This window comes from Geobacter sp. 60473, assembly GCF_036323535.1.
Taxonomy (GTDB): Bacteria; Desulfobacterota; Desulfuromonadia; order Geobacterales; family Geobacteraceae; genus Geobacter; species Geobacter sulfurreducens.
The window spans coordinates 3040991-3067296 of record NZ_AP028967.1 but is presented as its reverse complement, the minus strand read 5'-3'; the positions used below and the strand labels follow the sequence as shown (position 1 = coordinate 3067296).

The 26306-nt window shown below is 57.9% G+C and carries 19 protein-coding genes and 2 tRNA genes; 1 reads left to right on the top strand and 20 read right to left on the bottom strand.

The features are described 5' to 3' along the window. Positions 1-25 precede the first annotated feature (25 nt). Positions 26-1798, bottom strand: a complete 1773-nt coding sequence (locus tag AABA48_RS13915; protein ID WP_286350945.1) for a PBECR2 nuclease fold domain-containing protein — start codon at positions 1796-1798, stop codon at positions 26-28. 231 nt (positions 1799-2029) lie between these two features. Here AABA48_RS13915 and AABA48_RS13910 point away from each other — a divergent pair, with 231 nt between their 5' ends. Next, entirely contained in the window at positions 2030-2446 is a 417-nt protein-coding gene (locus tag AABA48_RS13910) for a hypothetical protein (protein WP_286350944.1), read from the top strand. 167 nt (positions 2447-2613) lie between these two features. On the opposite strand, the gene AABA48_RS13905 is transcribed toward AABA48_RS13910, so the two are convergent. The 19 genes from AABA48_RS13905 to larA form a co-directional block, all read right to left on the bottom strand. Further along, on the bottom strand, positions 2614-3585 hold the full coding sequence (locus tag AABA48_RS13905; RefSeq protein ID WP_286350943.1) for a replication initiation factor domain-containing protein: 972 nt from the start codon (positions 3583-3585) through the stop codon (positions 2614-2616). Between the two features lie 352 nt (positions 3586-3937). After that, positions 3938-4840, bottom strand: coding sequence for a hypothetical protein (locus AABA48_RS13895; RefSeq protein ID WP_286350942.1), 903 nt, complete (start codon positions 4838-4840; stop codon positions 3938-3940). Positions 4841-5010: 170 nt separating this feature from the next. After that, positions 5011-6249 carry a tyrosine-type recombinase/integrase gene (locus AABA48_RS13890; RefSeq protein WP_286350941.1) on the bottom strand — a complete coding sequence of 413 codons (1239 nt, stop codon included), beginning with the start codon at positions 6247-6249 and terminating at the stop codon, positions 5011-5013. A 179-nt stretch (positions 6250-6428) separates the two neighbouring features. Beyond that, a tRNA-Glu gene (locus AABA48_RS13885) sits at positions 6429-6506 on the bottom strand. A 50-nt stretch (positions 6507-6556) separates the two neighbouring features. Beyond that, positions 6557-6632: transfer RNA gene (locus tag AABA48_RS13880), tRNA-Lys, on the bottom strand. A 51-nt stretch (positions 6633-6683) separates the two neighbouring features. Beyond that, positions 6684-7985, bottom strand: coding sequence for an adenylosuccinate synthase (locus AABA48_RS13875; RefSeq protein WP_338270676.1), 1302 nt, complete (start codon positions 7983-7985; stop codon positions 6684-6686). Further along, positions 7986-9302, bottom strand: coding sequence for an ATP phosphoribosyltransferase regulatory subunit (locus AABA48_RS13870; protein WP_286350939.1), 1317 nt, complete (start codon positions 9300-9302; stop codon positions 7986-7988). A gap of 164 nt (positions 9303-9466) precedes the next feature. After that, complete coding sequence (locus AABA48_RS13865) at positions 9467-10984, bottom strand: FG-GAP repeat domain-containing protein (RefSeq protein ID WP_286350938.1); 1518 nt, start codon at positions 10982-10984, stop codon at positions 9467-9469. Positions 10985-11163: 179 nt separating this feature from the next. Further along, positions 11164-11445 (bottom strand): hypothetical protein, encoded by a 282-nt coding sequence (locus tag AABA48_RS13860; protein WP_286350937.1) that lies wholly within the window; start codon positions 11443-11445, stop codon positions 11164-11166. Between the two features lie 125 nt (positions 11446-11570). Further along, on the bottom strand, positions 11571-12947 hold the full coding sequence (locus AABA48_RS13855) for a histidine kinase (protein ID WP_324309101.1): 1377 nt from the start codon (positions 12945-12947) through the stop codon (positions 11571-11573). 464 nt (positions 12948-13411) lie between these two features. Continuing rightward, the gene (gene mce, locus AABA48_RS13850) at positions 13412-13816 is read right to left on the bottom strand and encodes a methylmalonyl-CoA epimerase (RefSeq protein WP_324309100.1); all 405 of its coding nucleotides are present in this window, start codon (positions 13814-13816) and stop codon (positions 13412-13414) included. 58 nt (positions 13817-13874) lie between these two features. Further along, positions 13875-15533: an acyl-CoA mutase large subunit family protein gene (locus AABA48_RS13845; RefSeq protein WP_338270675.1), complete on the bottom strand. Its 1659-nt coding sequence runs from the start codon at positions 15531-15533 to the stop codon at positions 13875-13877. A 115-nt stretch (positions 15534-15648) separates the two neighbouring features. Continuing rightward, positions 15649-16284: a dTMP kinase gene (locus AABA48_RS13840; RefSeq protein ID WP_286350933.1), complete on the bottom strand. Its 636-nt coding sequence runs from the start codon at positions 16282-16284 to the stop codon at positions 15649-15651. Positions 16285-16483: 199 nt separating this feature from the next. Continuing rightward, positions 16484-19363: an ATP-binding protein gene (locus AABA48_RS13835; RefSeq protein WP_338270674.1), complete on the bottom strand. Its 2880-nt coding sequence runs from the start codon at positions 19361-19363 to the stop codon at positions 16484-16486. Between the two features lie 36 nt (positions 19364-19399). Next, positions 19400-21124: an acyl-CoA carboxylase subunit beta gene (locus tag AABA48_RS13830; protein ID WP_010943911.1), complete on the bottom strand. Its 1725-nt coding sequence runs from the start codon at positions 21122-21124 to the stop codon at positions 19400-19402. A 224-nt stretch (positions 21125-21348) separates the two neighbouring features. Further along, entirely contained in the window at positions 21349-21912 is a 564-nt protein-coding gene (locus tag AABA48_RS13825; RefSeq protein WP_010943910.1) for a helix-turn-helix domain-containing protein, read from the bottom strand. 307 nt (positions 21913-22219) lie between these two features. Next, on the bottom strand, positions 22220-23485 hold the full coding sequence (locus tag AABA48_RS13820; RefSeq protein WP_338270673.1) for a (Fe-S)-binding protein: 1266 nt from the start codon (positions 23483-23485) through the stop codon (positions 22220-22222). Positions 23486-23572: 87 nt separating this feature from the next. Then, on the bottom strand, positions 23573-24952 hold the full coding sequence (locus AABA48_RS13815) for an FAD-binding oxidoreductase (protein WP_338270672.1): 1380 nt from the start codon (positions 24950-24952) through the stop codon (positions 23573-23575). A 67-nt stretch (positions 24953-25019) separates the two neighbouring features. Continuing rightward, on the bottom strand, positions 25020-26279 hold the full coding sequence (gene larA / locus AABA48_RS13810) for a nickel-dependent lactate racemase (RefSeq protein WP_338270671.1): 1260 nt from the start codon (positions 26277-26279) through the stop codon (positions 25020-25022). Between the last annotated feature and the right edge of the window lie 27 nt (positions 26280-26306).

Genomic DNA, 26306 nt, shown 5'->3' with positions numbered 1-26306 from the left:
TTCGGTTTGTTCTGCAACCATGGCTTTACCCAAGAAACCTTCCAGCTCTTTTGGGGCGGATAGCCACCTGTTTGCCGGAGCGCATGGCCTCCTTCTGCCGCTCCCGCTCCTTGGCCCGGGCGAAGTCCCTTACCTCGTCGTCCTCTTTCAGCCGACGGTGGACGCTGTCCTCGGCGTCGAGGATCTGGTTGCGGTCGTGCTCGGACAGGTTGCCCCAGTTCGGAAGGTGGCCGAAGCGGGCTTGCCGTATCTCGTGGAGGTCGGCATGCGTTCGGACATTGGCCAGCAGGCGGCCGTATTTCTTTACACGGCTGTCTTCGTGTGCCCGGACGTGTGCGAGTGCCCCTGATGCCGTCGTGCGGTCGTAGGCGGCGACATGGGCTTTCAGGAGCATGGGGGTTGCATCACGTTGTGGCGCGGGCTTTATGTCGGCGGACAGTGATTCTGATTTGTTGACGCAATCCTGCTGATCTGATAACGTTTTAGTTAAGCCGCTTGCACGTCCGGGCATTCGCATTGCGCAGTCCGGGTAGCGGGCCACTGGGTTGGCAAAGCAAGCGGCTTTTTTCATTGCCGAATAGACAAGGGTTCCTGTCCTGACCGCATCGATGCTCTTCCTCTGATGTGCTGTAGTCCCTTCCCATTGCCCCGCCAGCAAATCGAACACTATCACGCCGCTTATTTGCTCGCTGCCGATTCGGTAAGTGGTCACATACCTCCGAATGGGTGTTGCGTTACCTCGGCGCGTGGCAGTGTCTTCCCATATCTCTGTTGGGTTTTTCAGCGCCGATGCGAGCATGAGCAGGTACCGCTCTCTCCCATTCTTGAATATCTTGTATTTTCCTGTCTTACGGTCCTTGAACATCCGAGACGATATACGGAGTTTTTTGCCTGTCACGTCTGTGAATGTCACCGGCTTGTCAATGCTGCCTCCAAACTCAGCCATGAACAGGTTGATGTACCTCTTCTGCTCTGCCTTGTCGTCTGGGTTCTGGCACTTTGGGAGAAGCATAGATGCATCCATCGGCTGCGGGTCGATACTGTGGGAGGGGAGGGACGCAAAATGTCCGTGTTCCCCGTGGTTCGGATTGCTCTTCCGCAGCAGGTGCGGTCCTACAGCACCGGTTCCGCGCCGGGGTCCTTCTCCTGCTTTTCCGTCTCCGTTGGGACGTCCGGCTTTTTCTTTGCCTTCTTCGGCTTTTGCGAGTCGTCCTTCATTCCCCGCACCTGCGCGATGGCATCCTGCACCATCTTGAGCTTTGCCTTCTGTTTCTCTTCCTTCGTTGCCATGGCCCCTCCTCGTCGATTTTCTCAGCAGGTATAAGCCTGCGGGATAGGATGATGCGCGGAAGAGGTCATCCTGTCCAGCGTCGGCCTGCTCCCCGCGGCGGGCCTGGGCAACCGATTCGCTGACGATCGCCTTCTTGTCCTTCTTCTCCCGGGAGTTGCCGAACATATCCGTGGCGCCGTAGGTGGCATCATTTTCCCTGCCGTCGATCTCCTCGGCTGCCTTCTGGGTGATAATCTTGAAGAGGGCTGTCAGCTTCTTCCTGGATCCCTTGAATTCATGGATGCCGCGGGAGAGTGCTTCCGTGGTCGGGTCCACGGTGGTCATGTTTCCCTGCATGTCGAATCCGGACTGGTCCAGCTGGTCGTCGATGCTGTTGCCGCTCCTCTTAGCGGTCCGGAAGATGTCGATCGCATCCAGCAGCTCGTTCGTTACGTCCAGGTCCCCGTGCTTCTGGATCTTGGCGTAATCGGCCGCTGAGACGCTCATGGCGCCGATGATGTTCTTCACGTCGTTGTCGGCGCTCTCCGTCATAATCCCTTTGATTTTAGTCGGTTCGGGGAAAGTATTCCTTCTTGCCAACGCAGAGAGGTCCTTGTTACGGCGGGAGGCGGATGCTGGCCGTGCGTGAGGGTGGTATGCCCCGGTTGCTACTCAGATTGGGTCGTTCCCATAACATCACGTTGTGCTGGGGGCTTTATGCTGGAGTAGGCCATTTGGGTTAGGAAGGGGAGGTAATTCATGAAATTGAAGGTATGTCTTATTGCTGTGGCTGGCTTTGTTACGGCCTGTGGCGATCCTAACTATCCGGTGGACTCGGCGCCTGTAACATCGCCCCCCGTGGAGGCGAGTCAGAATGTGATCAGAGTGACCTCGAAGACCAAGACGAAGGTCTTGCGCGTCGATATCCAACTCCCCGATGGGGCCACGTATCAGAAGCTTGATTTTTCTCATGTAGGCGGTGTTGCAAGTGTTTTCAATGTAAAGAAAAACGAACTGAATGTCGTTAGCATCTTGCCGGTTGAACGGACGCATTCGGTGACCATCCCTATGCCGCTGGGAATCTTTTCCCCCGACGATATCAGGGTCGAAGCCTATGGCGTGTCTGAGTCTGCAGGTCCGGTGGTGGTGAGTGTTGCCATTGATGTTGTGAAATAGTGACCTGTGCTGAAAACAAAAATAATCATAGTATGTTGCATCCGCTCCTCCTCGGGAGAAATGATGAGGGCAGAATACCTTGATTAGTTACCTCGCGACTACATCAGCACAGCCATGTTGGCTTGCCCGGGATCGCAGTCGGCTTCGTCCGGAATCCGCATCAAAGCCTACTCCCTCAACATGGCAAGATGGTGTGGCTTCAATCTCTTTTCACCACTTTTGATTAATTCGAGCAAGCAGTTCAGATCGCCACCGTTTGCCTTCAACCATAACGCAAGCGACGGTGCTGCCTGCTTATATAGGTATGCTTCAACACCATCTATGTTGCCCACCTCCTTCTTAATTGTCATCTGAAGCTTGTTGACGGAACCCAAGAAGGCGTCCCACCATGGAGAGACCGGCCAACGAGCCTTATTACTATCCGCAGAAGGCTCGACAAACGTAAGATAATTTTTGAGAACACCGGCGACAATTTCTCCAAGATTGTCTGACATGCGCATGTGATGAGCGAGTACGTTTACAAGTTTGCCTCGGCATTCCGCTTCGACCCGAATCCATGAAAAAGTAACGCGCTGTTCAGCAGCTTTATCGTATATCCGAATTTTTATGTCGCTCTGTGCCGAACCGAAGTACAAGGAACAGCCGTCATTCCCCAGCTTGTCGCTGAACCGGACACCGGTTATTTCTCTGCCGCTCCTGAATCGCGTTCGGACCTCACGGTGTAGGAGCTTTTCCTTTGCTTTTTCAAGAGGAAAGCAGCCCTGGCGGTCATCAATTGCGATGTCGATGCGGGTAAAATGTCCGCCGACGTCGAGGATGTTTGAAATCAATTCCCGCCATCGGCCAGAATTTATGTCAAACTGCCTGCAACCCTGCCCGCTCATTTCCACATGCATCCCCATTTCAGGCTTGCCATCGGACAATATTACAATGTTTCCGCAACGTCTTTGGACCTTATATCCAAGCCGTCCTCTTGGCATAGCGACAAAATCCTGGAAAGCCATGTCGAACACTGCAAGCACCGCTTCGAGAGCCTTCCGGTCAGGAACCGTGAAGGCACACCAATCGATCAGTGATTCCAGAGAGTGTACTTGACCTGTATTTTGCACCCCCCTGATTAGTGAGCCTAAAATACGCACGCAGATCACTCTCTGTTATTCAGTTGCTCAACGAGGTCAAGGATTTGTTGTACTGGCCATGCTGAAGTTCGTTCAGAAAGCTTCACCGGAGGCGGATAAATGCCCCTACGAATTCCGTCGTACCAGTGACTTCTTGAAACAGGGATGATGGGGAGGATTCCCTTTCTCCTGTCGCCAATGATTTCCGATAATCTGAGAAATCCGGTAGGTGGGAGTTGGCGCTGCCGATTTTCCATTGGGTGTTCCCTCCGTGCTATAGTGTTTTTCTGAGAGCACTATGGCACGGAGACTTTCCCGGAAATTGATATGTGAGAAACTATAGAGATAATATGTGGGGAGCTTTTTTGAGGGATTAGCTGAGAACTGCTCGATGAATGCTGCGAAGTTCTGAAAGGCGTCTTGATAGGTCGTTTCGAGTATACCACTCGTTTTTGCGAGCAGTTTGGCCGGCAACCACTCGAGGCTTCTTCATCAAGATACACTGCTGAGGATCGCCGATCTTTACCTTTTCAGTCAGTTCGCTATAGGTCTCCATACTATCCTTCAACTTAACATCGTCATTTATCCGTTTTTTTAAACAGTTAAGGAATGCGTCAATTTGCCGAGGCTCCAGGACTTCCGTGTTTCCCTCTTCTTGGAGCTGCTCAAACAAGGAAGCAGTGATCCTGGTAAAATCCTCTTCTTTCCGCCGCTTCTCTTTGGGGATGGTCTGTCCTTTCCGGTCAGGGAGATTACTTAACTTCTTCTTGGGGAGTGCGTCTGGGCAGGAGGTCTTTTTCTCTTCTTCCACGTGAAACCAGAATCTGGGTAGCGGCTCCCCTTCATCAAGACACCACTTTCTAAAATCTTCACGCCGTATCACAAAGTGTGAGAGGTGACGCTTGATTTCTTCGGTCGGTTCAGGTGGGCAATCGGCGGAGTTGAAGTACACTTCGGCTGCGATGTATTCGGGGGTGCGGTATTTTGTCCGATATTTCGATCCACTTGGCATTAATTCTTCCAAAGAAGAGGATGGTCCCTTTTCTGCCATCCTGTTTGCATTGAACAAGGAAAGTTCGCTTATTTCACCCTGCGCCGAAAAACATGCGGTGGGCCAAACTAGCAACGACGGGACTTGACAAGGATGTGGATAGGGATATTTGTACGTTGCTTGAGCCCTCATGATTTGAACTATATCCATAACGGGCTTATTCAGTTCTTGAGCCCATCTCTCAGCCACTTGCCAGAAGGTCAAATAAGGTGATGATCCGATCATCTTTCGCGCCTCCTGTATCACTTCGGTAATTTACAGCGTGAAACCAGGCAGAAAGGATGGCAATCTGGCCGGACTTTCCTATTACTGTGGCAAACCAAAAGCGGTTTTGTTGCTGCTCTGTGTCCACGCTTGCTGCCACAACGCGGACAGTCCATTCTGATGCAATTTGCCTATTCTACCTGCCTCTTGAGCGGTATAATTTTCGCTCCTGTCTTTAAGCCGTCCAGATAATCGGCCCACAACTGCATCATTTTCTTTCGCTCCGCAAGGTGGGAAGTCCGGTTGTATGCGCGACCAAGCGGATCTCTTACCGCGTGGGCAAGTTGGTGTTCGATGAAATCAGGTCGAATCTGCAGTACCTCATCGAGGATTGTCCGTGCCATGGCTCGGAACCCGTGGGTGGTCATCTCCTCCTTGTCGTATCCCATACGCCTAAAGGCTGCCAGCATAGCGACGTTGGACATGGGGCGCTTGTTGGAGCGCAGGGAAGGGAAAAGATGCTTGCCGTTGCCAGTCAGCTTGTGGAGCTCGCGAAGTATGGCAATAGCTTGCTTGGCCAAGGGGACAAGGTGGGGTTGCTTAGATTTCATCCGGTTGGCGGGAATGTTCCATTCTGCCGCATCAAGGTCGAATTCAGACCATTCGGCCTTTTGCAGCTCTCCAGGACGGACAAAGACGAGTGGGGCAAGCTGAAGGGCGCACTTGACCACAAAGGTTCCGGTGTAAGCGTCGATTGCCCTGAGCAATTCGGCAACCTGTTTCGGGTCGGTTATCGCCGCGTGGTGCTTCTCTTCAGCCTTGGCAAGAATGTCCCCAGTCTTTAGGTCGGCAGTCGGGTTGCTTTCCACCCATTCAAGGTTGAGGGCATAGCGGAAAATTTGCCCGCAGTAGATTTTGATCCGCTTGGCCGTCTCGATTTTTCCCCGTGCCTCGATCCCTTTGAGGAGAAAGATTATTTCGGTTCGTTTTAGCTCAGCAATGGGGCGGTTGCCGATGACTGGAAAAATGTCACGTTCCAGGCGGCTCATGACAGTGGCGCAGTGGCTGGTGCTCCATGCTGGTTCGTTTTTGGCGAACCATTCGCGGGCAACCATTTCAAACGTTCTCTGCTCTGCTGCCAGTTCTGCCTTTTTTGCCTTTTTGATCTCTCCGGGATCTATGCCGTTGGCTAGGAGTTTCTTTGCGTCTTCTCGAAGTTGTCTCGCATCGGCAAGTGATGTTATGGGGTAGGGACCGAAGGTGAGTTTCTGCTCTTTGCCGGCAAAACGGTACTTGAGGTGCCAAAGCTTCCCACCTGCGGATGTCACCAGCAGGAAGAGCCCGCCGCCGTCAAAGAGTTTATATTCTTTGGGGGCTGGTTTCGCATTCTTGATTTTAAGTTCGGTAAGTGGTTGAATCCGCTTTGGCATAGGCTTTACCTCCTTTTGGGGGCTTGCCGATACATGGGTAGGGGGCTGGTCCCCAAATCTGCCCCCAAATGTCTTGGATTTGACCATACCAACTTGGATGTTGTTGGACAACTGAAAAAGAAAAAGCCCTGATTGCTCAGGGCTTTTTGGATGGTTCCGAACAGTGCCGGATTTGTTATTGGCGTCCCCTGGGGGATTTGAACCCCCGTCGCCGCCGTGAAAGGGCGGTGTCCTGGGCCGGGCTAGACGAAGGGGACGAAGGGAAAAGAACCCGGTCGAATGTTCGGCCGGGTTCTTTGTGTGTGGTTGGTGAGCCGCGTTGGGATCGAACCAACGACCACCTGATTAAAAGTCAGGTGCTCTACCATCTGAGCTAGCGGCTCGCAAAGAGAAGACAACTTTTATCAGACTCCTTGTTGCCGGTCAAGCATTTTTTATGCTTTAGCCAGAAACGGGTTGCTGATGATGATGGTCTGGTCCCGTCGCGGCCCGATGGAGACGAGGACGATGGGGCAGCCAATCAGCTGCTCGAGTCGCTTCACGTAGCTTTTCGCCTTTTCGGGCAGTTCTTCGAAGGTGCGCGCACCGCTGATGTCGCTCATCCAGCCCGGCAGTTCCTCGTAGATTGGCTCACACTTTTCGAACACGGCGAGGTTGGCGGGGAGGTCGGCCAGGGGCTTGCCTTCGAAGGTGTAGCCGGTGCAGACCTTGATGGTCTCGAAGTCGTTCAGGACGTCGAGCTTTGTCAGTGCCACGCCGGTGAGGCCGTTGACCCGCACCGCATAACGGACCACCATGGCGTCGAACCAGCCGCAGCGGCGCGGCCGGCCGGTGGTTGCACCGAATTCATGGCCGACCTGGCGTAGTTTCTCACCATCGGCGTCAAGGAGCTCCGTGGGGAACGGACCGCTGCCGACCCGTGTGACGTAGGCCTTGGATATGCCAATGATCTCGTGGATCTCCCGGGGACTCACGCCGGTGCCGGTACAGGCGCCACCCGCGCAGGTGGATGAGGACGTGACAAAGGGGTAGGTGCCATGGTCCACGTCGAGGAGTGTCCCCTGGGCTCCCTCGAAGAGGAGTTTCTTGCCGGCCTTGCTGTCGTTGTAAAGGATGAGGCTCGTGTCGGCCACGTAGTTCCTGAGGATGTCGGCGTAGCCGCAATACTGCTCGTAAATCTCCTCGAAGGTGAAGGGCTTGTCACCCAGGAGTTTTTCGAGGATGACGTTCTTCTCTTCGAGGTTTTCCTTCAACTTGCGCGCAAACACGTCGCGATCGAGGAGGTCCATGAGCCGGATGCCGCGCCGGCCGATCTTGTCCTCATAGGTGGGGCCGATCCCCCGGCCGGTGGTGCCGATTTTCTTTTCGCCGCTCTTGGCTTCGCGGGCGATGTCGATCCGTTTGTGGTAGGGCATGATGATGTGGATCGATTCGCTGACCAGGAGCGCGCGGTCGTCCTTGAGGCGGCCCTTGTCCTTGAGGCGGGTGATCTCCTGGATGAAGACTTCGGGGTCGAGAACCACACCGTTGCCGATGATGCACCGTTTACCCTCGTGGAGAATGCCCGAGGGGATCAGGTGCAGGACCACCTTTTCCTCCCCTACGACCAGGGTGTGCCCGGCGTTGTTTCCCCCTTGGTAACGGACCACGTCGTCCGCATGCTCGGTATAGATGTCAACGACCTTGCCCTTGCCTTCGTCGCCCCACTGGGCACCAACCACAACCACGTTAGCCATTTAAGACTCCTTGTCAGATCCGGCGTCCAGCGAAAACCGTTCGCTGAACACCTCTGCCTTATTTATACGTTGTCCCTGTCCGTCTGCAACACGAACGAGGTAGACCTCGTCCGGCCCGCACTGGTCGCCGCCGACTACCATCATGTGAAGGATGTTCATGCGGCGCGCGTAGTCAAGCGAATCGTTAAAATTTCTGCGTATGATATCGCGGGCGGTGGTATATCCCCGGCGCCGCAGCTGTTGGGCGATTTCGAGCGCCTGGCGCCGGTCGTCCTGCTGATTGAAGATGAGGATGTCCCGGGTCTTGCTCGCTTCCACGTCGGGCCTCTTCTCAAGGGCCGACAGGAGCGCCAGCACGTTGAAGGTGAAGCCCGTGGCCGGCGCCGGAAAACCGTAGCGCGCCGTGAGCGTGTCGTAGCGGCCGCCGCTGCAGACGGCCTCGCCCATGCCGGTCACGAAGCCTTCGAAGGTGAGGCCGGTATGGTAGTCAAGCCCGCGAACTTCGCCCAGATCAATGGTTAAATGGTCTGAAACTCCATGAATATCGAGCAAGTCCAGAACCTGCGAGATGTTGTCCAGTGCCCGGCGCGACGTGTCGTTGGCCGCCACGCGCCCGGCTTCGTCCAGCACCTCGCGGCCGCCGAACAGGCGGGGAAGGGCTGCCAGTTCATCCTTTGCCGTATCAGAGAGGGGTGACTCCGCCAGGATCGACCTGACCGCAGACACGTCCTTCTTGCCGATGGCCTCCTGAAGCCGGTTGCGCACCGCCACTTCGAGCCCCGACGCCGTCATGATTCCCCGGATGAATCCCACGTGTCCCAGGTCGATCTTGAAGTCCCTGAACCCGAGTCCCTTGAGTGCTTCCACCGCCATGGCAACCATTTCGGCGTCCGCTTCGGGTGACTCGAGGCCGATGAGTTCTACGCCCGACTGGAAGATCTCGCGGCTCCGGCCCGACTGGAGTTCCGCGTGACGCAACACCCTGCCGCTGTAGCAGATGCGGTGGGGCAGGGGGTAGCCTCTCAGCCGAGTTGCTACGATGCGGGCAATCTGGGGAGTGATGTCGGAAGGAACGGCAATCAGCTTGCCGCTTTGTCGGTCATCAAAGCGAAAGGTTTTTGCCTTCAGGTCGTCGCCGAGTCCGGCGGCAATGACGTCTTCAAACTCCAGGAGCGGCGTGATGATCCGCCGGAACCCCCAGAGTTCGAAGACTTTGCGGATTTTGCCCTCGATGTAGCCGATCTTGTCGGCTTTTTCAGGGAGAAAGTCTGTAACCCCCTTGGGAAGGGGGGCTTCTATGGGGGTTATCGGAGTCACGTGTGTTGACCTGTCGTAGGGGCCCGTGAGGGGAAAGTGGCCGAAAAACCCGAAAATCCTAGCAGTTGAGCGGGGTCATGTCAATGATAATATCCCCGCGCCGGCAAACGGAAAAGGGGCCGCAAGGGCCCCTTGAGTGCGCATTACCGTCCGGGTGGCCGCGGTCATTCGACCTTGCGCACCGCCACCATGCTGGCGCCGCCGGTCAGGAGCCCTTCTTTCTTGACGATCTCGAGATTGACCAGCTCCCGCCGGCTGTGATCGTAGAAATAGTCGGGCAGATAGTTCTGGCTTTGCTTGGTATGCCACTTTTCGTCAAGCGACGAGCCGTTCCAGGCGAAGCAGTAGATGGAGCTCTTTTTGTAGGCCCGGTTGTTGCCGATCACGAACATGCCGTCGTTCTTGGGCACGATCACGTCGCCCGCAGGTGTCACGGTGATGCGCTGCTCAAGAAATGTCCAGCGGTTGGGATCGCCGGTGGTGCGAACGTTGGTCAGGTCTTCACGGAGAAAATAGGTTTCGCTGCCGCCGAATTTGTCGCTGCTGCGCCATAGTTCTTCGCCGGCCGGGGAGTAGACGATGAGGTAGCCGTCGTCATTGATCACCACCCAGTTGCCGGCACCGGTACTGTCGCGGAAGCGGTTGAAATTGTAGAGATGCCCGAAGCGGGGGAGCTTGAAAGGATTCTTTGCCTCGTAGGTGTTGCCCGTCTTGACAAGTTCAAATATGTCGCCGTAAAAATCCCGGTCGCTGCTCATCTGTTGTACGTAGACTTTCCGCTCGCCGCCCTCCAGGGCAATGCCGCGGAAATAGTAGGGAAGCTTGGTCGCGACCCGCTTGAGATTGTTGCCGTCGGCGACCCAGACCTGGGAGGCGAGGGATTCGCCGTCCATGATGGTCACGTACGCCTCGGGCATGCCGTCTTTGTCCAGGTCGGCCGAATCGATGCCGAGCACTTTCTCCCGCGCCCCGAAGGTTACCTCAGCCAGGAGCTTGAGGTTGTCGCTTTTGCGATACAGCCGAAGGGACTTGTCGCCGGCAAGGTAGAAGTCCTGGGAGCCATCGGCCATGAGCTTGCCGGGGGCGATGGCAATGAGTTCGCCGGTGAGCCGTTGACTCAGCCAACCGCCGCTGGCCGTTCTGGTAACATCCTGGGGCTTTACGATATCGCTGGCCAATGGGGTGCGCACGATGTCGCCGCCGCTCGCCTGCTCCGGTTTTTCGATGTCCTGCGCGACAGGTGCCGGCATGCTGCGCAGGGGCTGCGCCGGCGTGGATGGTGCGGCGACCGCCTTGGCAGCGATCTCTGTTGCCAGTCCTTGCCCGAGCTTGCCCACTGCGGGGATCAACTCATCCTGGCTCTCGCCCTGTTGGAAGGAGCGGGCGATAACCCTGCCCCCCGCGTCTCGAGCCACTGCATCGATGCTGAAAATCTTGCCGAAGGCGATGTAGCTCCCTTTTACCAGGACATCGGCCCCGGCGGGGGAATCCACCGACAGCAGCGAGTCGCCGCTCAGGCGGGAAGCGAGGAGGGTCTGCAGGGTCGTCTTCAGGTCATCCTTGTTGGCAGCACCGGTTATGGCAAACTCCGAGACGTACACTTTGATCTGGGCTGCTGATGCGATTCCGGCAGCAAGTATGAGAAGCAGCAAGGAACAGGCAAGTATGAGAAGCTTTTTCATCGTGGCCCCCGAAGGCTCTGTAATTGGACGCGCAGACTGAATCCGTGACCCGCAGATTATTGCAAACCGCACCTGTCATGTCAAAGCAATAGTGGTGAAAACTCAGGAAGTGCAAGGCGTTGAACGAAAAGAGGGGAGAGTTTCCTCTCCCCTCGGGGGACTGCCGTGTCGTACGTAGCTTAGTTACCGCCGCCCTTGAGAATCGTATCGAGCAGATCGTTGGCTTCATCCAGCTTCTGCTGAAGCTTCTTGATCTCATCGGCCGAGTAGACCTTTTTGCCCTTCTTGATCTCGGCGTTGAGCTTCTTGATCTTCTTCTGCAGGGAGTCAACCTCGGTGGCGCAGTTCTTGGAGGCCAGGAGGCACATGTCTTTTTCTTCCTTGGTCATTTCAGCGGCGAGAGCCGGCACCGTGGCCGACATCATGAAGGCTGCCATAACCATAATGGCCATTTTTTTCATGGGATAACCTCCGAATCGGAATGTTGGGTTTGTGATGGACTCAAGTAAATCAGGTGTCGGTGCCATGTCAAGTGGCAGTGTGCCGGAAGAAGAGCCGTCTTCTTCCGGCACACGGAATGATGCAATTAGAATGCGTAGTTCAGCATGACGCGGGTCAGGTACGGATTCCGGGGATCTTCGGGGTTTGCTGCCGTGCCGGCAGTATCCTTGAAGTAGTCGCCGAGAATCACGTAGGCGCCCTGTACGCTGGCAGTCAGGTTGTCAAACACCTTGTAGCCGACTTCGGCGTTGAGTTCGGTGCCGAGGTACTTGCTCTTGTGGCCCGCATCGCCGGTTACGCGCGCATTGCCATAGGTGTTGTTGTCCTTGTCGGCGGCAACGAAGCCTACGTTGGCGATGGCGAATGCCTTGGAGGTGATGTTCGCGTTGTAGCCGACGAATCCGCCGATGACGTTCTGTACGTTGTACACAAGAGCGCGGTCGCCGATGTTGTACTTGTTCCGGAACATGATCATCATCTCGGACTCATAGAAGCTGTGCTCGCCGTTGGCTGCGGAGGTCTCGTTGGTGATGCCCATGTATGAGGAGTTATCCGGATTGGCGTTTTGCTCTCCGGAGGCATAGAGGAAGGAGGTTTTCAGGGTGCCGGGGCCGACTTTCATCTTGGCGGTGGCGTTTGCAGCCCATCCGCCGAAGTCGACCTTGGCGGTGCCGCTGGTCCGGCCGCGTTGATAGAGCAGGAAGCCGTCGATGGTCACGGGATCAAACTTGTACTCGGCATTCACACCAACGGTGTGGAGAGCGAAGTTGAGGTTTGTATCATTCTGGTCCGCCAGCAGGGCATAGTAGGAGCCTCCGACCTTCAGGTCCTTGGAGATGCTGTACTTGCCGTCCACAATGTAGAGATCGCGGGTAGCTTTGCCGGGGGTGGTGGCAGAACCTCTGGTTCCCGGGAAGGCCCCAGTGCCAGCTTCGGCATCGTCAAGGCGAGCGAACCCGAGAGCAACAGTCGCATCGCCCATTTTGGCGGCCGCGAGGACGGCAGCCGCATCGGCATTGATGAAGACGCCCTTGTACGAGTCGCTGATGGGCTGGATACCGACCTTGACGTTCAGCGGGGTCGAGGGGATGTTGAAGTCGAGGTAAACGTTCTTGGTCTCGATGTTGACGCTGTCCGCACCGAGTGCGCCGCCATCGTTCGATCTTCCGACTACGTAGGAGGACTTGCCCCAGGTTGAGTCGATCTCGAAGTGGGTAATGAGCTTGAGATCATCATTGGCCTTGGCCATGTAGAGCAACCGGGCGCGCTGCTCAAGAAAGTTTCTGGTTTTGGGGTCCTGGGCGGTAATTCTGGTTGCGCCAGAACCACCGTCGGCGAAGTTGGAGATGAAACCGTTAACTCGGAACATCCCGTGGAACTCGTTGTCCAGCGCCAGGGCCGGAACTGCCGTCGCAGCGGTCAGGGCGCCGGCGGCGGCCACAGCAAAAATCTTCTTTTTCATCGTTGCCTCCTTCATTGGTGATAAAACAGCATTGATTACTGGTGAAAACTGCCTGAATGCGTGAGAAACCTCGTTGATCACCACCTTTCAGATCAAGTATCGGATACGTATGCCGATGGTACCCCCTCCAAAAGACAAACCCTTTGCGCCCCTGAAAAAAATCAGGCGCGGAAAGGGTTTTCTCTCGTTACATTGTGCAGGATCGCATGATTATCCGCATACATTCGCATCAAGGTCCTCAAGCCGGTTAACTATTGCTTATTCCGGGTTTGTCTGTCAATGCCAAAATAGCTGTAATCATGGATGAGTAGCCAAAACTCCCTCAGTTTCCATGTTGCAGCCGTGTTTCATCTCCATTGTCTCGAAACAAAATGGTGTTTTAAAATTATCGCAACTATAGTCAATGCAGCATAAAAGTCAAGTGAAAATTCAGTGGCAGACTGCATCGACAGACCTTCTGCGGCTCAATGTCCTGCTTGGCATAGCTCCGTGAGAACGCCGCCGCTGCTCTTCGGATGAACAAAGGCGATGCGTGCCCCGTGTGCGCCGGTACGGGGCGAACTGTCGATCATCCGGGTCCCGTCCGCGAGAAGTTTCGCGATGGCCGCTTCGATATCATCAACCTCATAGGCGATATGATGAATTCCGTTGCCGTTCTTCTCCAGGAACTTGGCAATGGGGCTGTCTTCGGCCGTGGGCTCCAGGAGCTCGATCTTGGTTTCGCCGATCTGGAAGAAGGCAACCCGTACCTTCTGTTCTGCCACTTCTTCAGTCCCCGTGAAGGCCATGCCGAGATTGTCGCGGTAAAAGGGGACGGCCTCGTCGAGAGATGTTACGGCAACGCCGATATGGTTGATTTTGCTGAGCATTAATTCTGTCCTTTCCCTTCGTCGGGACAGCTCAGGTGAGCTGTCCCGACGAGGCAACTTAGAGGACCACCGTCTCCCGGTGGACGCCGAAGACGCCACGCAGCACATCGGCAATCTCGCCGAGGGTGGCATAGGTCTTGACGGCCTGCAGGATGGGAGGCATCAGGTTGTCCGTGCCCCGGGCCGCTGCCTCAAGCGCCTTGAGGGCTTCCTGGACCTTCGCGCTGTCCCGCTTGGCTTTCATGTCGGCGAGTGCCTTCTTCTGGGCGATCTCCACTTCTTCCTTGATCCTGAGAAGTTCTGGCTGGGGCTCGTTCTGGATGGTGAAGCGGTTGACCCCGACGATGATCATTTCGTCGGTTTCGATGGCACGCTGGTAAGCGTAGGCCGAGTCCTGGATCTCCTTCTGCTGGAAGCCGCGCGAGATGGCCTCTACGGCGCCGCCGAGGCGGTCGATCTTCTCAATGTAGTCGAACGCGGCCTGCTCGATCTGGTCGGTGAGGGATTCTACGAGGAAGCTGCCGGCCAGCGGATCAATGGAGTCGGCGGCACCCGACTCGTAGGCTATGACCTGCTGGGTGCGGAGCGCAATCCGGACCGAATCTTCGGTGGGCAGCGCCAGCGCCTCGTCGCGTGAATTCGTGTGGAGCGACTGGGTGCCGCCAAGCACCGCCGCCAGAGCCTGGATGGTGACCCGCATGATGTTGTTGTCGGGCTGCTGGGCGGTGAGGGTGCAGCCGGCGGTCTGGGTGTGGAAGCGCAGCATCATGGACCGGGGGTCCTTGGCGCCGAAGCGCTCTTTCATAATCTTGGCCCACATGCGCCGGGCGGCCCGGAATTTCGCCACTTCTTCCAGCAGGTTGTTGTGTGCGTTAAAGAAGAAGGCGAGGCGGGGAGCGAATTCATCAACCGACAGGCCTGCCTTGATGGCGGCATCCACGTATGCGATGCCGTCAGCCAGGGTGAACGCCACTTCCTGCACCGCGCTGGAGCCGGCCTCACGAATATGGTAGCCGGAGATGGAGATGGTGTTCCATTTCGGAACGCAATCCTTGCAGTAGGCAAAGATGTCGGTGATGATCCGCATGGACTCGCGGGGGGGGTAGATGTAGGTGCCGCGGGCCATGTATTCCTTGAGGATATCGTTCTGAATGGTGCCGGAAATCTTGTCGGCCGACACTCCTTGTTTCTCGGCCACGGCAATATACATGGCAAGGAGGATGGCGGCCGTGGAGTTGATGGTCATGGAGGTGGAGACCTGGTCAAGGGGGATGCCGTCGAAGAGCACTTCCATGTCGGCCAGGGAGTCGATGGCGACCCCCACCTTGCCCACTTCACCTGCGGCCATGGCGGCATCGGAATCGTAGCCCATCTGTGTGGGAAGGTCGAACGCGACGGAAAGACCGGTCTGGCCCGCCTGGAGGAGGTACTTGTAGCGTTCGTTGGACTCTTTCGCCGTGCCGAATCCGGCATACTGCCGCATGGTCCAGAAGCGCCCGCGGTACATGGTGGGCTGGACTCCCCGGGTGAAGGGGTACTGACCCGGGAACCCCAGGTTTTCTTCGTAACCCTCATAGCCTTCGAAGGCCGGAGTGAAGCAGCGCTCCATTTCGATGCCCGAGGTGGTGCTGAATTCGGGTTTCCGCTCCGGGGACTTGGCAATATTCTTGGCCACGACAGTATCCTGCCATGCTTGTTTTTTTTCGCTTATGCTCATGGATATCTCCTTCTGATGCGTTGTGAATCTCTGAGTGCTCTGCAGAGTCATGGTACCGTACGCAGAGACGCCCCGTCCGGGGCGTCAGAACTGCGGGATAGTGCACGGGCGTGCCCTAGAGGATTTTCTTGACCACGTCCCAGATCTCGGCGTTGATTATTTCAGGATGTCTGCCGGCGGAGGCGTCGATTCGGACACCGCGCCACCGGGAAATTTCCTTGAGATAGAACTCGCGCATCTGGTTGTAGTAGTCGATTCCCCCCTCGTGATGGATCTGCAGAACATCCTCGATCCGCTCGAAGGCTTCCTGGGCCGGTACGTCGATGAAGATGGTCAGGTCCGGGAAAATTTCGTCCTCGAAGAGAAATCCCCTGGAAATTTTGTCGATATGACGCAGTACATCGAAATGCTTGGTGTAACCGCTGACCCAGGCGTTTGCCAGGGATGAGACGCTCGATTGTTTGCAGAGGACTATCTTGTCCTGTTCTAGCGCTGGCTCAACGACATTCTTGAACACTTCGGTCCGGACCGCGCTCTCGAATAGGAAATCGGCCCGGGGAGTCCTGCCGAAGGGCCAGTTGAGCACATTGGTGATTCCCAGTTCCTTTGCCCGGCCGGAATCGGGATTGGCGCATTCGACGACATCGTACTTGTTCTCCACGAGGGTGTTGTGGAGCGCCACGATGCCTGCCTTGACCTGCTGGCCTGAGCCGCTGATTCCCTCGATAACGATCAGTTTCCCTTTTCTCACGGTATCCTCCTCAATAGCGGTAAGTGGTTTCGTCGGGGCTGTGCGGCGCCAGAACCGTGTATGCCGACATCATGGCGTGCAGTGCCGCTGGCGTCCTGCTCCCCATACAAGCCGACCCCGCCTTTCCGGGCAGGGTCGGCAGTTACGATGAGGGCTTCCGGGGTGAGCGGAGCCCTCTGCGTATCTATCCGCCCCGCGCCTAGAGAACAGCCTTGAGATAGGCTGTGGTCCGTTCGCGCTTGATCTGCTCCAGTTCTTCAGGGTTCACTTCCACGAATTTCTCGTCGGGCGTTACCTTGAAGAGGGGCTGCCCCTTCTGGACGATGCTGCCGTCGGCCCCCTGCATGATGATCTTGTCGATGGTGCCCGAGAAGGTTGCCCGCACCGTATTGAACATTTTCATGACTTCGATGATGTAGAGGGGCTGTCCCTTCTCGAAGTGCATCCCTTCCGTGACGAAGGGAGGCATGCCCGGCGCTTCCTGGCCGTAGTACATGCCGCCGCACATGGCAACGATTTCGTCGGCCTTGGTGGCGGGGGGGGGGACCAGCACCTTCTTCATCCGGGCCTGGAGCTCCGGATCGTTCAGGTAGTCGGGGATGGTGACCTCCAGGTCTTCCTCTACCTTGAAGTCCCAGAATTTCACGGTCTCGGCGATGATGAAGAGCATGCCGAGGAGTTCGAGGCCCGCCTCGAAGCCCATGTGAGCCGACTGGATATCAAGCCACTCTCCGGCGGAGAACCCTCCCTGGGGCTTCTCGTTGGCCAGGATGGCCGAAAGGGCATCGAACTCGTGGAGCCCGAGGTTGAACTTTTCGGACAGCGTGGTGTAGAAGCGCAGCCCCTTCTGAAGCAGGTCGTTGTCGTGGCTCCAGATGACGTCGGCGGCCGGCGCCGCCGGATCGTAGGACATGTTAAGGTACTCGTAGGTGTCACCCAGGATCACGAAGGGGTTGTCGTGCCAGACCACCTTCCCGTTTTCCATGGTGAAGTTCTTCCGGTTGGTGGAGAGCCACCCGGAGAGAAGATGGGGATCTGCCAGGAGGCGGTCCATGGGGCGGGTGACGAGTGTCCCCTTGCGGTCGAGAATGGAGGACATTTCCTTGGCGATCTTCGGGTCGTCAGGGAACTGCTCGGCCATTTTCTTGGCATAGGCCTTCTTCATTTGGATGAAAGCGAAGAGGGTGTCGAGCTTGTTGGACTCTTCCTTCAGCTGGCCCACCAGTGTCAGGTAAGGGACCACGAAGCGGGTGGTCGGTTTGGCCATGACGTTCTGGCCGAGGAACCAGTTGACGAGACCGTAGTGGAACTCCAGGTTGGTGGCCAGGTCGGTGCCCCGTAGGGTGGTCTTGCCCAGAACTTCGGAAAGCTTCCGGTAGCTGTCGAGACGATCATCTCCCTTGGTGAGAAGGAGGGCGATGTTGGAATCGTAGGCTCCGGCAACCTTGTAGCGCATGAACATGCCGGTGTCGGGGTTGACCAGGCAGACCCCCTGGTCATCGCGGATCTCCCCTTCTATGGGGGTGGACCAATAACGGATCATGCCGCCGGCATGGGGGGAGAGGGAGGCGTCGGTGGCGTTGAGGCGGGCCTCGGCGCCGGCGCCGAACCGGGGTATCCGTTCCGGTTTGGGGAGCCGCTTCTTGTGGCGCACCAGCAGGGCCATGGCCTCCACCAGAGACTCGACGATGAAGAAATCGTTCTTGTCCTTGGGATTGGTGAATTTGAGGGAATAGCAGAGCTCCGAAACCCGGTGCTCCACTTGAATACGGGTGTTCACTTCCATGAAGTAGTAACGGTCCCGGTCGACGATGCACTCAAAGGTTGATGCGGAGTCGAGCCCTACAGCAACGCCGAATTTTGCGGCATCCTCCTCCATCCGCTTGAGGACCTTGAGGTCGCTCTCCAGGGCCTTCACCTCGGCCGTGCGCCCGGCATTCTTGGCCTTCTCGATGGCAACTGCCAGCCCTTCCTGGGTGACGGAGATTTCCAGGAGTTTCTGCTCGTGCATCTGAAGGGAGCAGTCGCGGCCGCCCATGGAAATGCACCATTCGCCGTTGCCCAGGAGCTGGATCTCGTTGTGACGGGTCTGCTCGATGTTGAGCTCGATGAGGACGTTTTTGTTGTCGCCCACGCCGTTGGCCTTCACCTCGTTCAGCACTTCCCGGACCAGTCCCGGGGCCTCGGCGGCCGCGTCCTTGATCTGGGCGTTGGTCGGTTTCTTGACGCTGAGGAGGGATGCGCCGAGAATCCGCTGCCCTTTGCCGCCGCCGCCGCCGATGGCCTTAAGGCGGATCCGGCTGCCGGGATACTCCCGGAACATGTTCTCCACTTCCACCTGCACCTGGGCCGAGAGTTCCTCGATGGAGTAGAGGTCGATCCCCTTGGCGTAGGAGGCGTAGAGGATCTCGTCGGCAAGCTCCTCAAGGGAAAGCTTCGTGTCTTTGAGCGCCTTGGAGTCTACGTCGAGGCCCTCGGACTTTACCAGGGCCAGAAGCGCTTCGCGAGTCGGGTGCTTCGCGACCAGGGTCCGGGCGGTGACATTGTTGATGCCGGGGGTGACGCTGACGCCTACCTGCAGAGCGGTTCGCTTGGCCTCGTCCTTTTTTCCGGCGTCGGCCTGGGTCCGGGAGTTGGGGCCCATGAAGGAGAGTCCGGCGTTCTCGATGGCTGCCACGAACTCCTCGTCTTCGGCCATGAAGCCGTAGCCGGCGAAGATGGAATCGTAGCCGTTATCCTTGGCGATCTGGATGATCTGGCCGATCCGCTCGACCCGCTCCTCCTTGGTGGCACCGGTGTAGTCGGGCACCCGGTGAACGCGGTTGGAATCGGTCAGCTGGCGCAGTTCCGGGGCCAGGGCGTTGGCGTAGACAATGGAGTCCTTTTCCGAGAGGAGGATGCCGTAGTGGGAGATGCCCATCTCCTCGAAGACATCCATGGCCTCCTTGCGGATGGGGCCACGGCAGACGATCAGCGGCTTCAGGTCTTCACAGGCAAAGGAGCGCACCCACTCGGAGTCGGATGCACTCAGTCGGCGGTCCCGGTGTATCAGGGGGTTGTTAGTGTAAAGGTCGGTCATTGGTCTCTATCTCCAATTCGATAAAGAAAATAGTGATTAGTGGAATTCGCGCTGCGGGCCGCACATGGGCGACGGCTTGTAGTGCCGCATCAGGAAGGCGATGTTTTCGCCGAGTACCTGGCGCAGATCGGTCGGCATGACGATGGAGGAGATGGAGCCCAGGGCCAGACCTTCCTTCGGGTTCATCAGTTCTTTTTCGTACCGCTGATTCAGGGCGGCTTCCTGGCCCTTCAGCCACTCGGCCGCTTCCTTCTCCGCATCCTTCTTGGCTGCACCGGCCTCCATTCCAGCCTTGGTGCGCTCTTCAACCCCCTTCTTGACCATGTCGGCAACGGCGCCGCGGATCTTGCGGATCTCGTCCTTGTAGACGAATTCCTTGCCGGCAGGACCCATGACGGCGAGGCGGGTGGTGGGAAGGGCCAGCACCAGGTCGGCGCCGGTGGGATAGTTGTTGTAGGAGGCGTAAGCGCCCCCGAAGGCGTTGCGCAGAATCAGCAGGATTCGCGGGGTGCGCACGTCGACGATGGCGTCGAGCATGGAGCGGCCGGCCTGGACAATGCCGCGGCTTTCCTGTTCGCGACCCGGCAGGAAGCCGGTGGTGTCTTCCATGAAGATGATGGGGATGTTGTAGATGTTGCAGAACCGGACGAAGCGGGCAATTTTCACCGCCGAGTCGCAGTCGATCTGACCCGAAGCCACGGCCGAGTTGTTGGCAACGAAGCCCACGACTTGGCCCCCCAGGCGGCCGAAGGCCGTTACCGCTTCCTTTGCCCGTTCAGGCTGCAGTTCGAAGTAGTCACCATGGTCACAGATTTGCTGGATGATGATGGAGACGTCGAACGGAGTGTTGAAGCCGGTCGGCGAGTTGAAGGCCTTTTTCAGGAGGGTGTTGATCTCCCAGGTTTTGCGGTTCAGAGGATCGCTGGTTTCCTGGAACGGTGCGCCCACGCTGTTGTTGTCAGGGATGTAGGAGAGGAGCCGGACAGCTGTCCGGAGGGCAGCTACCTCGTCGGAGACGGTCAGGTCGGCTACGCCCGATTTGCCGTGGACCTTGGGGCCGCCAAGCTCATCGGGAGTGATGTCCTCGCCGAGAACCGATTTGACGACGCCGGGCCCGGTGAGGCCGAAGAAGGTGTCGGCGGGCTGAATGACGAAGCTCCCCTGCCGCGGCAGGTAGGAACCGCCGCCGGCGTTGAAGCCGAACATGCACATGATGGAGGGGACTACGCCGCTGATCTTGCGCAGCGCCGTGAACGCCTCGGCATAGCCGTCGAGACCGCCGACCCCGGCCGGAACGAAGGCGCCTGCGGAGTCGTTCATGCCGATGAGGGGAATCCCCTTTTCGCCGGCCATGTTGAAGAGACGGGCCAGTTTGCTGCCGTTGGTGGCGTCGATGGAGCCGGCGCGTACGGTAAAGTCGTGGCCGTAGACCGCCACGTCGCGTCCGCCGATATTGAGAATGGCGGTCACCAGCGAGGCGCCGTCCAGGTTCTTGCCCCAGTTCTGGTAGAGGACGTTGGGCTCCTTGTCGCTAAGCACCTTGATCCGTTCCCAGACGGTCATCCGTTTCTTGAAGTGCTGCTTTTCGATCTGATCGATGCTGACCGACTTGATGGGGCGTTGAATCAGGTCGTAACCTTCTTTCATGGCCTCTTCGTAGGGACCGGTCGTGCGTGAAATCTCTCCCGGAATGGTGAATTCCACTTTCTCGGGCGGGTCAAAGGGGTTGTTCAATGAGGGTTTAATTGCTTTCATGGACATCTCCGCAATCCTTCCGGTACGTGGATTTAGCTGCATGCGACTGCCGTACTGCACACTTCATTCACACTTCCTCCTCTGCTTAATGAATATCCACATAAGTGAACCGGGGCTCAGTCACTTCCGGGCCGGGCCCCGTGAATCCATCTGCCGTATACGGAGCGTTGTATAAAAAAAGGGGCTCGTGCAACGGACCGGCCCCATGAACTTGTTCGAATGATACCCGTTCAACGGGTGACTACGGCGAGAACCTGCACTTCACTGCCATCCCTGGAAAGGAGGCGATGCTTCAGGGAGGAGTCAAAATAGACACAGTCACCTTCTTCAAGAATAACGCGCTCATCCTCGAGCAGAAGTTCCGCCGTTCCCTTCATGACGAACAGAAACTCTTCACCGTCATGGTTATAGGTGTTTTCTTCTGCGGCCTTTTCGGTGACCGTCAGCAGAAACGGCTCCATCTTCTTGTTTTGCTTGCGGAAGGAGAGCGATTCGTAGGAGTACCCCTGGCTGGTGCCGGCCCGGGAGATAACGCGCGGAATGACCTTGCGTTCGCCCCGCCGCACCACTTCATAGCGATACTCCTCCTCATCCTCTGAGAAGAAAAGACTGATCTTCACATCGAAGAACTTGGCGATCTTCGAAAGAGTGGCGATGGGTGGAGAAACGTTGTTGTTCTCGATTTGGGAGATGAGGGCCGGGGAAAAGCCGGTCTCGCGTGCCACAGCCTGGAGTGTCAGCTTCTTGGCGAGACGGAGCTTTTTGATTTTCGCCCCGATATTGTACTCGGTCATCCACCTCTCCGGAACACTCACAACGCCGTCGGCGGGAGGAAGCGTTGCCGGCAACCGGCTTCCTGTTCTTCTCCTGCGTCGTTGTGTTTTAAGAAATAAAACCGGTTTTTATTCGATTGTGTAATACCTCAATTCGCCGTGTAATGTCAATAAAAGAATTTTTATCTTGGCTTAAGAGTTCACGGTGGGTGGGCAGTGAAGATAGGGGAAGGGAGGGCTTTTCAGCGGGGCGTGGTAAGAATTAGAACGACTTTTTCGGCAGAGCGTGGACGGGGGATCGGGACGTGACCCCGCTCCCCCGCAGCGGTTACTTTTTGAGCGCCCGGGCGAGCACTTCAAGGGTATGCATGACACGGGTACGGTTGCCGCGCTGCTTGAGCCCGTCGGAGAGTTGCATCATGCAGCCGGGACAACCGGTGACGACCGCGTCGGCGCCAGTTTTTTCGATGGCTGCACTCTTCCCCTCATTGATTTTCAGGGACGTGTCATAGTGGTAGACGTTGAAGGTCCCGCCAAGTCCGCAACATTTGTCGGCGCCCTCCATCTCAGCAAGCTCGACCCCCGGAGAGCTTTTCAGCAGTTCGCGGGGCTGGCGGGTGATGCTCCTGGTCCGCAGGTGGCAGGGGTCATGATAGGTGATCTTCAGATTCTCGCCGGCTCCCGTCTCCTCTGGATGCAGTCCGAGTTGCCGGAGCAGCTGGGCGGCGTCGACCGTTTTGTCGGCAATGGTCCTGATTCGCGCTGCCAGTTCCGGATGCCGCTTCCCGATGAGGGCGGGGTAGAATTTGTGGAGCGCCCCGCCGCAGGTGGCGCAGGCCGTCATGATGTAATCGGCCTCGTGCCGTTCAAGGGCCGCCAGATTCTGTTCCGCAAGGCCGCGAACCGTATCCAGGTCGCCGCCCGACATGCCCGGAAGACCACAACAGCCCTGCCCCTTAGGGATGATGACGGTACAGCCCAGGTGCCGGAAAAGAGCCAGGGCTGCTTCGCCCACCTCGGTGTAGACGAAGTTGGTCATGCAACCGACATAGAAGACAACACGTGGTTTGCCCGGTTCTCCCTGGATAACTTCCGGGTGACGGTCCATGAAGGGTTTACGGGCGATCTGGGGGATGTGGCGGCGGTTGCCCACAAAGGGAAGGGGGAAGCGGAGGCGCAGCCCCGAGGTCTGGGGGACCTTGCGGAAAAAGAGCGGCCCCAGGATTGCGGCGGCAAGAGCTCCGAAGGACATCAGCCGGCGGTTTTTAATGACCTGCCCCACCGCCTTGTGGAAGGTGGTGAGTCCGCGGCGCCGGGCCAGGGACTCCCGGGCGGTGACGACGATCTCGTCGGTGGGCACGTCGTTGGGGCACTTTTCCACGCAGCTGCCGCAGAGCAGGCACTTGGACATGACCGCGTAGGTCTGCTCGTCCAGCTCGATGTCTCCCTTGAGGATGTGCTGGGCGATGGCCACCTTGCCGCGGGCCACGGCCGGCTCCCGCTGCCAGGCGGCAAAGGCCGGGCAGTGGGCGCGGCAGGCGCCGCACTTGACGCATTTTTTGAGTTCGTTTTCGACGCGTTTCAGCGGATCCAAATCTACGACCTTTCTTTGTCGCGCAGTGCGCGGAACTGAATCTGTGCCCGCAAGCCGCTCACGGGGTACCTGGCGGCTGCCGCCGCATCACGCGGGAAACATCTTGCCCGGATTGAGAATGTTGTTCGGGTCCAGTGCCTTCTTGACGGACTGCATGGCCGCCACCTGGGCCGGTTTCAGCTCCAGATGGATGTATGGTTGCTTGGCCAGGCCAACGCCGTGTTCGCCGGACATGGTGCCGTTCAGGTCCAGGGCTGCCTGGAAGATTTCGCCGATGGCCCGGTGGGCCTTCTCTTCCTGTCCAGGAACGGACTTGTCGACCATGACGTTGACGTGGATGTTGCCGTCCCCCGCGTGACCGAAGTTGACGATGGGAATGTCGTACTTATGCCGGATATTGTCGATGGCGCGGATGACATCCGGTACCTTCGAGCGCGGGACCACGATGTCCTCGTTGAACTTGTCCGGATTCACGTCCCGCAACGATGGCGACACCAGGCGCCGCACCTTCCAGAGGGCCTCGGACTCGGCCGCGTCCCGGGCGATCTTGCATTCCACGAGGCCCAGGGGCCTGATCAGGTCCTGGATGCGTGCCGCCTGCTTTTCGATCAGGTCCCGGTCTCCGTCCACCTCGATCAGGAGCACCGCCCGCCCCTCTGCCGGAATCCCCAGATTGAAGCGCTTCTCCACGCACTGGAGGGTGGCGTGGTCCATGAACTCGAGGGTCGTGGGAATGATCTTGTTGCCGATTATCGTGGAGACCGCCTTTGCCGCACCGTCGATGGAATCGAAGATGGTCAGCATGGTCTTCTTGGCCTCGGGCAGTGGCAACAGCTTGAAGATGATCTTGGTGATGACCCCGAGGGTTCCCTCGCTGCCGCACAGGAGGCGGGTCAGGTCGTATCCGACCACTCCCTTGTAGGTTTCGCCGCCGGTGCGGATGATTTCGCCGGTGGGAAGCACCACTTCCAGACCCATGACGAAGTCGCGGGTGACGCCGTACTTGACGCAGCGGGGGCCGCCGGCGTTCTCGGCCACGTTGCCGCCCAAGGTGGAAAACTTGAGTGAGGCCGGATCGGGGGGGTAGAAGAGCCCCAGCTTCTCCACCTCCTGCTGGAACTGCTCGGTGACGACTCCCGGCTCCACTTCGGCAATCAGATTTTCGGTGTCGATGCGAAGGATGCGGTTCAGTCGGGTGAGAACCAGGACGATGCCGCCCCCCTTGGGGAGCGCGCCGCCGGTGAAGCCGCTGCCGGCACCCCGGGGAAAGACCGGAAAGCGCTCCGCATTGGCCAGCTTCAGAATGGCGGCGATCTCCTCCGGCGAGCCCGGGTGGACCACGGCGTCGGGGAGAAATTCCATCTGGGTGGCGTCATAGCCGTAGCAGAGCAGATCCTGGCGGTCGGTCGCCACGTTGTCGGTGCCGACGATTTGTTTCAATTCTTGAATGACGCGGGAATCAATCATTGTTGCAATGTCCTTGTAGGGGCGATCCTTGTGATCGCCCAAGATCGGGCAAACACGAGGTTTGCCCCTACATCACTATCGGCAGCACCGTTCCCCCCTCGGGGATGACGTAGGCGGCGTAGTCGGACGGGAGCAGGCTCGTCGCCGCTGTCATGGCCTCGTCGAGGGTTCTGGCGGGAATCATTCCCATGGTCCGCACCTCCTCCGGGGGGAGGCCCGAGACCAGGATGATGCTGAAGGTTCGGGCCTTCTGCAGCAGGGAGAAGGCGGTCTGGCCGTTGATTTCGTAGTGGCTTCGCAAGCGCGCTTCGAAGGCATCCGGTTCCTGGAACCGGAACCAGTTGAAGAACGTTGCGTTGCCGTAACCGTCCCGGCACTGGGCGAGCAGGACCATGACGCCTCCCCTGCGGAGGGCCTGACAGCCGTACTCCATGGACTTATGGGACTGAATGACGTTGATGTCCTTGGGGTAGCCGCCGCAGGATACGACCACCAGGTCCGCCTGTTCCTTCAGGGGAAAGGTGAACCGTTCGGCGTAGAAACGGCACCCCTCTTCATGGGCCTCGCGCCAGTGGCCGGCAAAAGCGGCGATAATCCGTTTGTCGGGGGAGAGAACCGTGTTCAGGATGAATTCAGGATTCACCATGGCACAGGCCTCGACCATGGTCTGGTGGACCGGGTTGCCTTCCAGGTTGCCGGTGGTGGCCAGAGGGTTTCTGCCGGTGCCTTCAACGGGGTTCAGGACTGCGTAGTGGCTCGCCATGCAGCTGGCGCGGCCGGCCACGCCAGGCAGGATGCTCTTGCGCCCTCCGCCGAAGCCGGCGAAGTAGTGAAAGCCTATGGTCCCGGTGAGGATCACCCGGTCGGCTTCCGCCACCGTGCGGTTTACCACCACCTCGACACCGGTGGATGTCCGGCCGATCAGGACGAGTTTGCCGGGGTCGTCGCACTCATGGTCCGTAATGCGAATCCGGCCGTAGAGGGGGCCTGTGATCCGCTGGTGCTCGTGTTCCGTCTGCTTGCGGTGGATGCCGAGGGCCACGACGATCTCAATGTCGCGCTCCCGGATTCCTGCGGCCGCAAGACGCTCCACCAGCAGGGGAAGATAGATTTCGCTCCCGGTGTAACGGGTTATGTCCGAGGTTACGATGACGACCCGTTTGCCCGGCCTGAAGGTGGCGATGGCGTCGGCGCAACGGTCAAGTGCTTCGGAGATAATGGCTGCCGGATCGCCGTCCGGTGCGGGCACCGACGGGCGGATGACTCCCATGAGCCGCTCGGGGGGGATTGCCAGGGGAAATGAGGTGTCGCCGTACTTCAGGTCCATGGGGTTCGATGATACAGGTTCGTGCAA

Excerpts from the sequence above, each read along its gene's own strand:
- AABA48_RS13910 (WP_286350944.1), top strand. The coding sequence starts at position 2,030 with ATGAAATTGAAGGTATGTCTTATTGCTGTGGCTGGCTTTGTTACGGCC.
- AABA48_RS13895 (WP_286350942.1), bottom strand. The coding sequence starts at position 4,840 with ATGATCGGATCATCACCTTATTTGACCTTCTGGCAAGTGGCTGAGAGA.
- AABA48_RS13890 (WP_286350941.1), bottom strand. The coding sequence starts at position 6,249 with ATGCCAAAGCGGATTCAACCACTTACCGAACTTAAAATCAAGAATGCG.
- AABA48_RS13875 (WP_338270676.1), bottom strand. The coding sequence starts at position 7,985 with ATGGCTAACGTGGTTGTGGTTGGTGCCCAGTGGGGCGACGAAGGCAAG.
- AABA48_RS13865 (WP_286350938.1), bottom strand. The coding sequence starts at position 10,984 with ATGAAAAAGCTTCTCATACTTGCCTGTTCCTTGCTGCTTCTCATACTT.
- AABA48_RS13860 (WP_286350937.1), bottom strand. The coding sequence starts at position 11,445 with ATGAAAAAAATGGCCATTATGGTTATGGCAGCCTTCATGATGTCGGCC.
- AABA48_RS13855 (WP_324309101.1), bottom strand. The coding sequence starts at position 12,947 with ATGAAAAAGAAGATTTTTGCTGTGGCCGCCGCCGGCGCCCTGACCGCT.
- mce (WP_324309100.1), bottom strand. The coding sequence starts at position 13,816 with ATGCTCAGCAAAATCAACCATATCGGCGTTGCCGTAACATCTCTCGAC.
- AABA48_RS13845 (WP_338270675.1), bottom strand. The coding sequence starts at position 15,533 with ATGAGCATAAGCGAAAAAAAACAAGCATGGCAGGATACTGTCGTGGCC.
- AABA48_RS13835 (WP_338270674.1), bottom strand. The coding sequence starts at position 19,363 with ATGACCGACCTTTACACTAACAACCCCCTGATACACCGGGACCGCCGA.
- AABA48_RS13830 (WP_010943911.1), bottom strand. The coding sequence starts at position 21,124 with ATGTCCATGAAAGCAATTAAACCCTCATTGAACAACCCCTTTGACCCG.
- AABA48_RS13825 (WP_010943910.1), bottom strand. The coding sequence starts at position 21,912 with ATGACCGAGTACAATATCGGGGCGAAAATCAAAAAGCTCCGTCTCGCC.
- AABA48_RS13815 (WP_338270672.1), bottom strand. The coding sequence starts at position 24,952 with ATGATTGATTCCCGCGTCATTCAAGAATTGAAACAAATCGTCGGCACC.
- larA (WP_338270671.1), bottom strand. The coding sequence starts at position 26,279 with ATGGACCTGAAGTACGGCGACACCTCATTTCCCCTGGCAATCCCCCCC.